A 13916-nucleotide genomic window follows, 5' to 3' on the forward strand; every position below is an offset into this window, starting at 1 on the left:
GGTCAGCCGAACACGTCGTAACCAGCCGGGTTCTTCGGATCATCGCCAAAGCGGTTCAAGCCTGCGGTGCCAGGCAGGCACAGGATGACGAGAAACGCGATGCTGGCAATCCAACCCACGAACGGGATCATGCCCAGCACGATGAAACCGAGATACCACCAACCAGACATGTCGCGATCATGCAAGCGGCGCACGATCACTGCGATGCCCGGCACAAGAGTACCGAGAAAGAACACCACCATCAGGACGGCGCCGATCCAGAACGAAACTCCGAACTGAGGGTCCTCGACGCCGGAAAGCGCTGTACCAAGGCCGCCGGCAAACATGAAAGCCGCAATCAAGGCATAGACGATCACCGTGAACAGGGTGAACATCCAGTATTCCTTTCGCCGGGACCGACCGGAAAATTCCGCGTAACGGCGATACGGCATCAGCATCCATTCCATGATTTTCCCCCAAGTCTTTCCGCGTGACCAACGCGAGATGACAAGTGACCATTATTTCGCGGAGACTGCAAGCGCAGTGCGATATCCGTCTCGTCAATTGGCCACGCGCAGGAAAGATGCCGGGGTGGTCTTTGGCGCAGATCCCGGTTCGGAAACGAGGGTCAGACCAAACTTGTCAAACAGTGCGCACGGGCCCCGACATTCATTTGAGCCAGCCGGCCTCGCGATACCACGCGGCGGTGGCATGCAAGCCCATTGCCGTTTCGACCTGCGGCAGCCAGAGTCCGGGAGGCGGCTGATTGCCCTCGCCGGCGCGCCAATCGGGGTGACACATGTAGCCGACGCGATCGAGCGTGAGCTTGGCGCCCTTTCCACGGAACGTGGCGTCAAGCTTGGCGCCAAGGCGCAGGATGCTGGCGGGGAGGTTTACCGCGGTGGCGCGCCTGCCTACCGCCATGCCGATGGCCTTGGCGAGATCGTTGTGGGTCCAGCCTCCCGGGGTGCCGTCATCGGGCTCGAAGGTCAGGTGCGTGACGTCCTCGCCGCCCGGAATCAGCGCGAGCAGCAGGCGCGCAAGGTCGTTGACGTGGATGATCGAGAGGTGCCCTTGCGGCGGAAGCGGCACGATGCCCCGGCGGGCGAGCTTGAACAGCTCGAACATCTCGGTATCGCGCGGGCCGTAGACGGCGGGCGGCCGTACCACCGTCCAGTCGAGACTGCTGGCCTTGACGATCTTTTCGCCCCGCAACTTGGAGCGGCCGTAGATCGACAGGTCCGGCTCGCGCGCAGAGAGCGATGAGACGTGGACGAAGCGCGGGACGCCGGCTTCCAGCGCCGCATTGACCACATTCAGCGTGCCCCAGACGTTGCCATCTTCGAAGCCCTGCTCATCCGGCGCGCTGACCACTCCGGCAATATGCAGGACCACGCTCGCACGTCCGACGAGACGCTGCAGCGCGCGCTTGTCGCCCAGATCACCCTGAACCCACTCGACGCCGACGCGGGCATCCTGCGGGCGGCGGGCGAGCGCGCGGACCTCGATCCCGGCGCGGGCGGCGTAGTCGAGCACGGCTTGGCCGACGAAGCCGGTGGCTCCGGTAATCGCCAACAGTTCCGCCGCCATTACAGCAGCACCATCTGGTCGCGATGGATCAGTGCCGAGCGGGGAGCGTAGCCAAGAATCTGCTCATGCTCGCGGCTGTGATGGCCCTTGAGGCGGAGGCATTCGGCTGCGTCATATTCCGACAGCCCCCGCGCCAGCGTTTGGCCATCGGGTGCGATCACGGCAATGGCATCGCCACGCTGAAAATCGCCTTCGACTTGCAGAATGCCGGCAGCAAGCAGGCTGGAGCCGCGCGCGAGAGCGGCAGCGGCACCGGCATCGACATGGACGCTCCCGCGCATGCGCATGCGTCCGCCCAGCCATGCCTTCCGCGCCTGCTTGCGGCCGCGCGGCAGGAAAAGCGTACCGCGATCGGCGCTCAGGGCAGCGTGGATCGGCGAAACGGGCTGACCGTCGATGATGGCGAGTGCCATGCCTGCGAGTTCGGCAATCTCTGCCGCCTGCAGCTTGGACGTCATGCCACCCGATCCGAGGCCGGAGGAGGAACCGCCTGTCGCCATGGCATGAATTTCGGGCGTCACGCCCTTCACCACTGGAATGCGCGCGGCTCCGGGTTGGCGGGGATCGCGGTCATACAGCCCGTCGATATCGGACAGCAGCAGGACACCCGAAGCCCCGGCTGCCTGTCCGACGCGGGCGGCAAGGCGGTCGTTATCGCCGAAGCGGATTTCCTGCGTGGCGACAGAATCGTTTTCGTTGATCACCGGCACCGCGCCTGCGGCCAGCAGCGTCCCGAGCGTAGCGGTGACGTTGAGGTAGCGGCGACGGTCCTCGAGATCCTCAAGCGTCAGCAGGATTTGTGCGGCAGCAAGGCCGTGTGCGGCAAGCAATTCGGCCCACAGGCCTGCAAGCGCGATCTGGCCGACCGAGGCCGCAGCCTGCGCATCGGAAAGACTTCCGCGCCCACCCTTGGCAAGGCCGAGCCTGCGGGCACCCAGGGCAATTGCGCCGGAGGAGACGACGATGACTTCCTGACCGGCAGCGCGGGCCGCCGCTATTTCAGCAACCAGCGCGGACAGCCATTCACGCCGCGGCGCACCGTCCTTGCCCACGAGCAGCGCCGAACCGACCTTGACCACCAGGCGCGGACAGGCAGAGGCGTCGGTCAGGTGGGCGAGCTGGCTGATCTTCATGAGGGCCGCTTAGGGCAATTGTGACGGATCGTGAAGGGCTGTCAGTCCCGCTGGCGGAGCGCTTGGGCGATCAGATCGGCGACCACGGCTTCTGGTCAGCCTCTTCCTCCACTTCGCCCGTCGGTCGCTCGGTTACCGTGGCAAGCGGCAAGTGTTCGAGGACTGCATCGAGCAAGGCGTCCATGCCCTTCCCGGTCGCGCCGGAGATCGGATAGACCTTGCGCGCGCCTGCCTCGCGCAGTTCCTTGGTGAAGGCCTTGACCAGTTCGGCATCGACAAGATCGATCTTGTTGAGTGCGATCAGGCGGGGCTTTTCATCGAGCCCGGCACCGTAGGCTTCCAGTTCCCCTTCGACGATCTGCATGGCTTCGACAGGATCGGTTTCACTGTGGATGTCGATAAGGTGGATCAGCACGCGGCAACGTTCGATATGACCGAGGAAGCGGTCGCCAATGCCTGCACCATCGGCCGCGCCTTCGATCAGGCCGGGAATGTCCGCCAACACGAACTCGCGGTTGCGATGGCGCACGACGCCCAGTTGCGGACGCAGCGTGGTGAAGGCGTAATCGCCAACCTTGGCCTTGGTGTTGGTGATCTGGTTGATGAAGGTTGACTTGCCCGCATTGGGCAGGCCGACAAGGCCAGCGTCTGCGAGAAGCTTCAGGCGGAGCCAGACGTACATTTCCTCGCCCGGCCAACCGGGACCGTGCTGGCGGGGCGCACGATTGGTGGACGACTTGTACGAGGCATTGCCCCGGCCGCCATCGCCGCCGCGCAGAAGAACCTTCTGGACACCCACTTCGGTCATGTCGAGCAGGACGGTCTCGCGATCGTCGTCGAGAACCTGCGTGCCGACCGGCACCTTGATGACGAGGTCGTTGCCGCCCGCACCAGTACGGTTCTGGCCCGCGCCGCCGCCGCCTCGCTGCGCCTTGAAGTGCTGGGTATAGCGGAAGTCGATCAGGGTGTTGAGGCCGGTGACGGCTTCGAAGATGATGTCGCCGCCCTTGCCGCCGTTGCCGCCGTCGGGACCGCCGTATTCGACATACTTCTCGCGCCGGAAGCTGACCGCGCCTGGGCCGCCCTGCCCTGAACGGATGAAGATCTTGGCCTGATCGAGAAAATGCATGCGGGTAACTGTTTCCAATGACAGGCCCGGAGCAAATGCAACACGCCGCCCCGGAAGCGAGCCTTTTACCCGTTCATGGAGAGCTTGTAACGCCGAACCGCGAGGCGCCTGCCATATCAGGCGGTTCGGTGATACCTGGTGGAGCCGAGGGGGATCGAACCCCTGACCTCGTCATTGCGAACGACGCGCTCTCCCATCTGAGCTACGGCCCCGTTCCCGGTATCGCCCCACGGTGTGCTCACCGCAGGGAGCGCCGCCATTAGCGCAGCGCCTCCCCACTGAAAAGAAATTTTTTGCCTGTCCAGTCCGGCTCAGTGCCCGGCGGCAGTACCGTCCGGAACAGGCGCCGCGGTGATCTTCACCGCCTGCTGCGGCGGATTGACAAGGCTGCCGTACTGGGCCTGCCAGATGGCAAGATCCGTGCGATAGACCTCATAACGACGATAGAAGTCGTCGAACACGACTTCGATATTGGGCAGGCTGCGCACGGCGAATGCCTCAAGATCGGCCGACTTGACGGCCGCACCATCGCGGCTGACGGCCATCACGGCATCGCAGAAGTCCGAAAGCGTCGGTGGCAGCGCAAAATGGTTATACACCTGCGTGATGTAAGCCTCACGCGGAGCGATGAACTTGGCGCCGTACTTGGCTTTGAATTCGACATCGAGACGCTTGTTGATCGCGTTCAGCACCTTGTTGTGCGTGGTCAGGAACGCCTTGTAGCGCGGCAGGATGTCGGCATGGACCGGGGCGTTGCAGTTCAGCGCGGCCACATTGTAGGCCGAGCGAAGGTTCCACACCATCTGGGCCGACGAGATGTTGCGGTTCAGCGATTGACGCAGTCCATTGGCATCGGCCGGCGGAACCGCGATGTTGTCCGAAGCGCCATTGGGTGCCTTGGGCTTTGGCGGAATGACCACGACCTTGGGTGGCGGGGGTGGCGGGGGTGGCGGCGGGGGCGGCGGCTTGGGCGCGCACGAAGCAAGGCCGATGGCCAACCCTGCAGTGATAAAGCTTGGCGCGACGATACGCCGGAAACGAAACATTGGCATTCCCCCAATTCCGATCCCGAAAAGGACCGTGACAGGCAGACGGTCCCTTGCTGCAGCGTGTCAAAATGCTGCACGAACCATCCTGTATGCAAGATGAAGGTGAGCGTAGCGCCCGCGCTGGCAAATGAGAATCCCCCAGACAATAAAAACCCGGCGAACCGTTGCGGTCCGCCGGGTCAATCTGGTTCGGTTCGGGTGCTTTTCAGATCAGCGGCGCTCGCCCATGAACTGCAGCAGGAACTGGAACATATTGATGAAGTCGAGGTAGAGGCTCAGCGCGCCGAGAACGACGGCCTTGCCGGCGAATTCGGTTCCGGCGACGTAGGCATACTGCTCCTTGAGGCGCTGGGTATCATGGGCGGTCAGGCCCGCGAAGATCAGCACGCCGAGGAAGCTGATAGCCCAGCCCAGACCCGACGACTTCAGGAAGATGTTAAGCAGCGACGCGATCAGGATGCCGAAGACACCCATGATCAGGAAGCTGCCCATGCCCGACAGGTCCTTCTTGGTGGTGTAGCCGTAAAGGCTCAGACCCGCGAAAGCGCCGGCGGTAGCGAAGAACGTCGTCGCGATCGAAGCGCCCGTGTAGACGAGGAAGATCGTCGACAGCGAGAGGCCCATTGCGACCGCAAAGCCCCAGAACATGCCCTGAAGAGCCGTGGTCGAGAACTTGTTCGCCCCGAAGCTCATGAACATGACGAAGGCGAGCGGCGAAAGCATCACCAGCCAGATCAGCGGGGTGCCGAGCAGCGTCAGCGTGAAGCCGGTGGTTGCCGACAGCAGCGCCACGATGCCAGAGAGCATCACGCCAGAGGCCATGTAATTATAGATCGACAGCATGTGACGGCGCAGACCCGCGTCGAACACTTCGCCGCGAGCGGAAACGCCGGAAAGGCTCGGAGACGCGCCGAAGCCCGTTCCGGTGGGCCGAGGGTCGTTCCAGTTTGCCATTTTCAAAGCTCCGTTCTGTGGCCCCAATGGCCACGTACACGGAATATCGGCGCTTTCGCCTGTGCTTTCAAGGGAAACCGGACGAACCGACAGGTCGCCGACTGTAACGAATTGTTGCGGTGCTCAGCGCGCCTTCCGCGCCATCTCGGTCATCTCGGCACTGCGATCACGCGCGCCGCGCAATGTATCCTCGATGAGCCGGACCAGGCGGCCATCGGCATCGAGCACGTCGATGCCGACCTGGGTGACCCCTCCCGGGCTGGCGACCCGGCGGGCGAGTTCAGCGGGCGAATGCACGGACCTGGCCGCAAGCATCGCCGCGCCCTCGACCATTGACAGCGCCAGCCGGTCCGCCTGCTGCCGCGCCAGGCCCAGTGCTGCCGCGCCTTGGGCGAGCGCATCGATGAAACGGTAGACGAACGCAGGGCCTGAGCCCGCAAGTGCGGTGACTAGATCCATCTGATCCTCGCCAGACAGCCATTCGGCCTGTCCCAGAGGGGCCATCAGGGCATCGGTCTCGGCACGCGCAGCATCGTCCGCATCACCGACCAGCGCAATTGGCGACTTGCCGAGAGCGGCGGCAAGGTTCGGCATGACGCGGACGATTGCGCGGGCATCAGGAAAACTTGCGCGCAAGGTGGCGAGATCGACGCCTGCCAGAATCGAGAGCAGGAGCGTGTTCGTGCCGACGTAGGGCCGGACCGAGGCGACCGCATCGGGCAACTGCTGCGGCTTGAAGCCAAGCAGCACCACATCAAACGCGCCTTCACCCTCAGGCGCGGAGCCCAGCAGGCGCGTGCCTTCCGGCGTGACCTCCAGGTAGGGATCGACAATCGTGAAAATCTCGGGCGCGTAGCCGCCTGCAAGCCAGCCTTTGAGCATGGCTCCACCCATGTTGCCGCAGCCGAACTGGAGGAAGGTTTTGGTCATGGGGGATTTCCTTGAGTCGCGTTTGCGCGGTCAATGCCGGGACGGTGGGCTTATCGCAATGGCCTAAGCCTGCTCCCCCGCAAAGGCGGGGGGCCTCAGTCGTTTTACGCTGAGACTACGAGAGACCACCGAGGTCCCCGCCTGCGCGGGGACGCGTCAGCGTCAAGCAGGTTCAGGCCTCGCCCGCCGCATCCACCATGGCGCTGGCAAGCGCGTCGGCCGGGCTCTTGTCGCCCCACAGGATGAACTGGAACGCCGGATAGAACCGGTCGCACTCGTCCACCGCCGCTTCGATCGCCGCCTGGGCCTGACTGATGCTGAGCAGGCCCTCGTCACCGAGCATCAGGCCATGGCGGTACAGCAGGACCGAACCGTTGGACCAGATGTCGAAGTGACCGATCCACACCTGCTCGTTGATCAGGGCCATCAATTCATAGACGGCCCCCTTCTTGTCGTCGGGAATGCGGATATCGGGCAGGCAGAGAATCTGGAGGACGTGATCCTCGACGCGCCAGATGGCCCGTAACTGATAATTGGCCCAGGAGCCTTGAATTTCGCCGGTAACCTCGTCGTCCGAGACAAATTCGCATGGCCAGCCGCGCGCTTCGAAAAGCGAGGCGATCATGTCGACAGGCGCTGCCTCCTCGCGCTCGTTGTCGTCATGGCCGGTCCGCATGGTACGTCCCCTGAACACTTGATCGGGCCTCCTCGGCTGGTTGGCCCGGCAGGGCGATCTGCCCTGACTGCTGCTCGAAACGTCAATGGCGGTTCACACCCCCGCCCGACAATCGCGGGTTAACAGGCGGTTGGGCAAAACTCGACAACCTTGTGGGAAAGCTGTGGACAAGGAGTGAACAGCAAACTCCGCCCGAGGTTCCGCCTCCCACCCTATTTGAGAGAGAGAGTATCGACCGGTTGACCCGCCGGGCTGGTCCACTGGTAACTCGAAACCCCGTCCTTCTTGAGCTTCGTGACGAAATCCTGCGCCTCAGCCTCGCTAGCGAAGGGGCCGGTCAGCAGGCGGAAATTGCTGCGCCAGGGCGACAGATAAGGCTTGCGCGAGCGCAGGAGCGCAGGTGCTTCCTTCAAGAGACGGCGCCACTCGGTGTCCATGACGTCCTTGTTCGCCCCTGTCAGCACTTGCACCCAGATCCGGCTTGGATGGCTGGGGCCGGCCTTCTTGGCCTTGGCCTCTTGCGCCTCTTTCGCTGCAGCCTTGGGATCCTTGACCGGCTTGCCGTCCTTGCCCAGTTTCACCGCGTCCTTAGCCGAGGGCTTCTGTGGCTCCTTGGTCGGCACGCGCGAAACGTCCGTTGGCCCATCGGGCCGTTCGCCGCGTGGGTCGGGCTTGACGGCCTTGGCGGCGGATGCCGGAGCAATCCGCGTTATGTCGACTGCAGGGACCGAAGTGGCGCGCTCCTCTGGAGGAGGAGCGAAAGATTTGAACAAGGTTGCGAGGTCGCGCGCAGGAGGCGGCGTGTTGGCCGCTGCCGTCTGCACCTCGGGTGATGACGACACGGGCGCGACCGCAGCGGGCATTGCAACCTGAGCACCAACCGGGGCAGGCGCAGCGCCTGGCGCTGTTGCGGATGCCGTTGTCGGAGAAGCGGCAGTCGCAGGCGGGGGGACAGAAGCCGGTCCGACCTTGGCCAGATCAAACCCGCCCGCCGACGTGAGCGATGGTGCTGGCCGGCTATTGGCAGCACCAACGGGCGAAGCTGGTTGGGTAGTGGCCGTGGGACCCGCTCTCACCGGCGCAGCGGATGCAATTGCTACGCTGCTTGCCTGAGCAGGGGGCGAGGCCGTTGCTCGCGCAGGATTATTAGCTGGCGCAGCGGTCGGGTCCTGTTGGAAGCCGGGCCTTGCAATCGGGTTTGCCGATGGCGCGATCGTCGTCGTCGGTGCCGGAGTTGTCAGCGGCCTCGCAACCGGCGACTGGGCGGATGCCGATGGCGCCGGGCGAATGGGTGGAACTGCGGGGCGCACCGATCCGGGTGGTACATCGAGCGCCGAAAGCACCGTCGGTCGGGGAACGACCGGAGTCGTGCTTGACGGAGGATCGGGCCGCACTGCTGGCGCGGCGCTCGCATAAGTCTGGACCGGCGGCAGTTCAGCCGGCGGCGAGGTGCGCACTGCAGGACGGACAACGACCGTGGCAGATGCGGCACTGTCGCTCTTGCCGGGGCGACGGCGCTTTTCGCGACTGGGCTTGTCGCTGGCCGCGACGGAGGGCCCCAGAGGCGCACCTGCCGGAATAAGGCCCGCTTCCGCCGTGCGCGGGGCACGCGGGTTGAGCGCAGCATATTGCACCACGCGAGGATCATCGCGCCCGATGTCTGCTGCGCGGGGAAAGCGCCCGAAGTTTGCCGCAGCCGCCTGCTGCGCCGGAGTTAGGCGCGGCATATAGCGCAAGTAGGGCGCGATGCCCGATGCCAGATCCTGCGGCATCGAGGCGTAGGCAATGGCCACTGCCTCGTCCGGACCACCCGTCACCGCCATCGCGAAGGTGCGGGTGCGCCACGCTGCACGATCCTGCTTTTCAATCAGCGGGGCCAGCAGGGCCTCGGCCCCGCGCCGATCGCCCGATATGGCAAGACTCATTGCATAGCGGCGCGTGATCTCGTCATCCCCGCCCCGGCTCAGCGCAACCTGATACCAACGCTGTGCGCGTCCATTGTCCCCGACGAGATCGTAGGCGAGCGCCCGATCCGCAGCCATGGCAAAGGTATCGGCACCGGTTCGCTCTGCCTCGTCAAAGGCGCGGATGGCCTCAACGGGATTTTCCGCGACAAGCTGGGCCTTGCCAAGCAGGGCCTTGGTTCGGACATTGCCCGGCTGGACCTCGTCAGCCCGGGCAAGGAACCCGATCGCGGCATCGCTGTCACCCAGCTTCAACGCGGCGCTTGCCGCATCGAATAGGGCGGTAACATTCCTCGGATCGGCGCCGAGCCGAGCCAAAGCGGCATTGAGTTCGCGGCTGGGACTGGGGGCAGTAGACTGCACCACCGGGCGCGATACCGTCGCGGGGCCATCAGGATCGTCGTCCGCTTGGGCTAACGCCCGCGGCGACGCAGCGCAAAGCAGGAGCGCCAGAGCAAGCCTTAGACGCGATGAGCCCGAGAACTGCGCGATGGGGAGCCGATTCGTCATCCTGCCGCGCTCTTTACCGTCTTGAAGATGAAGCGGCGGCAACAAGGGCCGCCGCTTCGCAACTGGTTACTGGTTGTTCTGGCGACCGAGGAAGCGCGGAATGTTGAGCGAGCCGCCTTCATCGCCATCGTCGTCGCCGGTGGGCGCGCGGTTACCGCGCGAAAGATTGGCCATGCGCTCGAACAGGGTGCTGCCACCGGCAGGCTTTGCAGGCTCTTGCTCCGGCGCGCGGCCAAGGCGGGGCATCTGGGGCGCAGGATCGGGCGCGGGCGCGGGTGCCGGCGCGGCCACTGGCGGTTCGGCAGGAGCCTCCAGGCCACCCAGAAGCAACTCTTCCGAGGCGGGTTCTTCCTGCGCGGCAGAAAGGTCCAGCGTCAGATCAAGCGGTTCCGGCTCGGGCGCCGCTGGCACTTCGGGCTGGACCTGCTCGGCAGCCGGCGTCCATGCCGGTTGAGCAGGCTCCGGGGCGGCGGCGGGCGGCGGCGTGTAGACCGGTGCCGCAGGCGCAGCCGTTGGCACGGCAGGACCGCGCGCACTGCTAGGAATCGAGACCGGACGCGACGCGATTTCGGCCTGCTCCTGGCTTTGTTCGATGCCGGTCGCGACAACCGAAACCCGGATCTTGCCATCGAGATCGGGATTGAAGGCCGAACCCCAGATGATGTTCGCGTTCGGATCGACCAGTTCGCGAATGTGGTTGGCGGCTTCGTCAACCTCGAGCAGCTTCATGTCGTCGCCGCCGATGATCGAGATGATCACGCCCTTGGCGCCCTGCATCGACACGCCATCGAGCAGCGGATTGGCGATGGCGCGTTCGGCGGCTTCGAGCGCACGGTTCGGACCTTCGCCCTCGCCCGTACCCATCATCGCCTTGCCCATCTCGCCCATGACCGACCGCACGTCGGCAAAGTCGAGGTTGATCAGGCCCGGCATGACCATGAGGTCGGTGATCGAGCGGACGCCCTGCTGCAGCACTTCGTCAGCCAGCTGGAACGCTTCCTTGAAGGTCGTTTCGGCCTTGGCCACCAGGAACAGGTTCTGGTTGGGGATGACGATCAGCGTATCGACGTGCTTCTGCAGCTCCTCGATGCCGCTTTCGGCCGAGCGCATGCGGCGCGTGCCTTCGAACAGGAACGGCTTGGTCACCACGCCCACCGTCAGCACGCCCTTGCGACGCGCCGCTTCAGCAATCACAGGAGCCGCGCCCGTGCCGGTGCCGCCGCCCATGCCGGCCGCGATGAACACCATGTGCACGCCTTCCAGCGCGCGCTCGAGTTCCTCGATCGTCTCTTCCGCAGCAGCGCGACCCACTTCGGGACGGGCGCCTGCACCAAGGCCCTGCGTGATGTCCGGCCCGAGCTGGATGCGGTTCTCGGCGATCGAATTGTTGAGCGCCTGCGCGTCGGTATTGACGACGATGAACTCGACGCCCTCGATCTGCGCGTTGATCATGTTGGCGATGGCATTGCCGCCTGCACCACCAACCCCGATCACCGTGATCCGGGGACGAAGTTCGTCAATTGCCGGCGGTCCGATGTTGATGCTCATAGTCGGTCTCCCAATCGGGTCATATGTCTCGCTGCTGGCCGGAACGCGCACCAAACGAGATTGGAAAGCTTCACATTAACCTGTTGCACAAGGCTGCGCGGCGAATCAAAGGCGCAGCAACCTTTTCCACAGGTTGCAACACCATGACGGGCCAACTTCGCGCCCCGAGAGCGCTGAACCGGGCCGAAAGCCCGTTCAGAAGTAATCCCTTACCGCCCGCATGAGGCGAATCAGCAGCTTCTTGCCGCCATATGCTCCGCCAACCGGATCGTTGGCTGGACCGATGGCGCGAATGTCCACCGGATCAGCCGCAGCAAACAGGACGAGCCCTACAAGGGTGGAGGAACTTGGCGTGGCATGGCCGGGCGGAAGGCCGAGCATCGTCGGCGGCGAACCTATGCGCACGGGCCGACCGAGCGCCGATTGCGCATAGTCGGCAAGCCCGGGAAGCTGCGCGCCACCTCCGGTCAGCACGACCTGCTGCCCGGTCTGGCCAACAAAGCCCATCGACTTCAGGGACTTGCCCACTTCCTCGGTGAAGAAGCCCAGTTGCTGGGTAATGACCGAGATCAGCTCTGCCCGCGGAATGCGGTTCTTGTCGTCGGCATGACGAGCAACCGGACCGCCTTCGGGATCTCCCGGCGCGTTGACCGGGATCATCTCGCGATGGTCAGCAGGGCTGGCAATTGCCGAGCCGGACATGCACTTGAGCCGTTCGGCCTGATAGCGACGAATGCCGAAGGCCGAGGCGATCGCGTCGGTGATATCGCCCGAGCCGTACTGGATCACCTGCATGCCGAGCAGCATGCCCGCCGCATAGACCGATACCGTCGTGACCTCCGCCCCGAACTCGACCAGCGCCACGCCCAGTTCCCGCTCTTCCGGCGTGAGGCAGGCGTGCCCGGCGGCGACCGGCGATCCGACGACAGCTTCGACTTCAAGATGGGCGTTCTGCACTGCCTCCCGAAGATTGCGGACCGGCGCGCCATCGGCAAGCATCACGTGGATGTCGACGGCAAGCCGTTCGGCATGAAGGCCCTTGGGGTTGGGCACGCCGTGGGCGCCATCGAGCGTGTAGTGCGCAGGCTGGGCGTGAAGCACGGTGCGTCCGTCTGGCTGGATCACGCCACGTCCGGCCACCAGCAAATGCTCGATGTCGTCCTGTTCGATCCGCCGTCCGCCGACCTCGACCTCGACCCGCGCAGTGGTGCTGGCAAGGCCTGCACCGGCACAGCCGATCCAGACCTTCTGGATATCGACATTGGCCATCTTCTCGGCACGCTCGATCGCGTCGCGCACCGAATGGGTCGCCGCCTGCATGTCGGTGACATAGCCGCGCTTGATCCCTTGGGCGGCGCGGTGGCCGGAACCAAGAACGACCATCTCGCCCGTTTCCGAAAGCCCCGCGATCATCGCAGAAACGCGGAACGAGCCGATGTTTACGGCAGCAAAGACCTTGGTGATGCGGGGCGTTGCCATTGCGGTGGATCAGCCCTCGTCGCTCTTGGCCGCAGCCGCGATGCGCTTGGCTTCGGCCTTGGCCTGATCGGCAGCGCGCTTTTCCGCCGCAACTTCGTCGGCGTGCCCTGGCACGCGCATGTAGATGCGGTCGGGCGCGCGCATGTCGAACGCGGCGACCTTGCCTCCGAGCAGCCGGTTCACCCCGTCCATCCGGGCGAAACTCAGCAGCGCTCCGGCAGACTTCTCGTCGCCTTCAGGCAGGGCAAGAACCTGCCCCGTCTTGAACGTGAGGTTCCAGCGGCGATTGCCAACCCATTCGGCTTCCGAAACCTGCGGCTTCAAAGCAGGCGCGGCATCCAGCAGCCGCGTGAGGTCCTGAACACGCTGGCCGACGCCGAGGCCCGACAGCACGAGCATACCCTTGGCCTTGTCGAGCTTCACGGTCTCGAGCTCCACGCCGGAATCGTCAATCAGCACCATGCGGTCGGGCTTGCGCAGCACGGCATGCGGATTGCGCTCGACGATGTCGATCACCAACGTGTCGGGCAGCTTGCGCGAAACGCGGGCATCCTTGACCCACGGCAACTGGTTCAGTTCGTCGCGCAGCGCGGCGAGATCGAGCGTGGTCATCGCTCGATCGTTCTGGCCAAGCACACGCTCGTAGATGCGCTGCTCGTTCATGCGGTTGACGCCGCGAACCTCGAGATGGCTGACCTTGAACCCGGCATCGGACGCGATCAGCGCCGCCTGTTCGGACGCAAGCGTCGGGATTCCAGCCATGACCGCCACGGTCCACACGATTGCGGCTGCAGCCGCCAGAATCAGCGTCATGAGGATGCGGTGCAGCGTCTCCTCGCTGAACGGCAGCCAGTGCATCATGGTGTCGAGCACCGAACCGGTCTGCTGGCGCGCAGCCTGGACCTTGCGCTGCGTCGTCCGTGCGGCCGCTGCCCGCCGCACGCCCTTTCCGCCACGCTTGATCGTCTGCGCCAT

Annotated in this window: 12 protein-coding genes and 1 tRNA gene; all 13 read right to left on the reverse strand. The window is 64.7% G+C overall.

The window, feature by feature from the left end:
* Nucleotides 1-2 precede the first annotated feature (2 nt).
* Nucleotides 3-446 (reverse strand): DUF805 domain-containing protein, encoded by a 444-nt coding sequence (locus tag AC3WLM_RS04040; protein WP_492476671.1) that lies wholly within the window; start codon nt 444-446, stop codon nt 3-5.
* A 202-nt stretch (nt 447-648) separates the two neighbouring features.
* Nucleotides 649-1569: an NAD-dependent epimerase/dehydratase family protein gene (locus AC3WLM_RS04045; RefSeq protein WP_039337328.1), complete on the reverse strand. Its 921-nt coding sequence runs from the start codon at nt 1567-1569 to the stop codon at nt 649-651.
* A complete protein-coding gene (proB, locus tag AC3WLM_RS04050) occupies nt 1569-2702 on the reverse strand; it encodes a glutamate 5-kinase (RefSeq protein ID WP_492476672.1) in 1134 nt (377 codons plus the stop codon). The genes AC3WLM_RS04045 and proB overlap by 1 nt, the downstream gene beginning before the upstream one ends.
* A 70-nt stretch (nt 2703-2772) precedes the next feature.
* Entirely contained in the window at nt 2773-3831 is a 1059-nt protein-coding gene (gene obgE / locus AC3WLM_RS04055) for a GTPase ObgE (RefSeq protein ID WP_492476673.1), read from the reverse strand.
* A gap of 136 nt (nt 3832-3967) precedes the next feature.
* Nucleotides 3968-4043 (reverse strand) — tRNA-Ala (locus AC3WLM_RS04060).
* Between the two features lie 99 nt (nt 4044-4142).
* Entirely contained in the window at nt 4143-4883 is a 741-nt protein-coding gene (locus tag AC3WLM_RS04065; RefSeq protein ID WP_492476674.1) for a hypothetical protein, read from the reverse strand.
* Nucleotides 4884-5090: 207 nt separating this feature from the next.
* Nucleotides 5091-5834, reverse strand: coding sequence for a Bax inhibitor-1/YccA family protein (locus AC3WLM_RS04070; RefSeq protein ID WP_492476675.1), 744 nt, complete (start codon nt 5832-5834; stop codon nt 5091-5093).
* A gap of 123 nt (nt 5835-5957) precedes the next feature.
* A complete protein-coding gene (gene proC / locus AC3WLM_RS04075) occupies nt 5958-6764 on the reverse strand; it encodes a pyrroline-5-carboxylate reductase (RefSeq protein WP_492476676.1) in 807 nt (268 codons plus the stop codon).
* Nucleotides 6765-6936: 172 nt separating this feature from the next.
* Nucleotides 6937-7440: a type III secretion system chaperone family protein gene (locus AC3WLM_RS04080; RefSeq protein WP_039334116.1), complete on the reverse strand. Its 504-nt coding sequence runs from the start codon at nt 7438-7440 to the stop codon at nt 6937-6939.
* A gap of 212 nt (nt 7441-7652) precedes the next feature.
* The gene (locus AC3WLM_RS04085; protein WP_492476677.1) at nt 7653-9914 is read right to left on the reverse strand and encodes an SPOR domain-containing protein; all 2262 of its coding nucleotides are present in this window, start codon (nt 9912-9914) and stop codon (nt 7653-7655) included.
* Between the two features lie 66 nt (nt 9915-9980).
* Nucleotides 9981-11462 (reverse strand): cell division protein FtsZ, encoded by a 1482-nt coding sequence (ftsZ, locus tag AC3WLM_RS04090; RefSeq protein WP_492476678.1) that lies wholly within the window; start codon nt 11460-11462, stop codon nt 9981-9983.
* A 195-nt stretch (nt 11463-11657) separates the two neighbouring features.
* Entirely contained in the window at nt 11658-12941 is a 1284-nt protein-coding gene (gene ftsA / locus AC3WLM_RS04095; RefSeq protein ID WP_062347718.1) for a cell division protein FtsA, read from the reverse strand.
* A gap of 9 nt (nt 12942-12950) precedes the next feature.
* Nucleotides 12951-13916 carry a cell division protein FtsQ/DivIB gene (locus AC3WLM_RS04100; RefSeq protein WP_492476679.1) on the reverse strand — a complete coding sequence of 322 codons (966 nt, stop codon included), beginning with the start codon at nt 13914-13916 and terminating at the stop codon, nt 12951-12953.

The sequence above is a fragment of the Novosphingobium sp. FW305-C-30-35 genome (assembly GCF_058783135.1).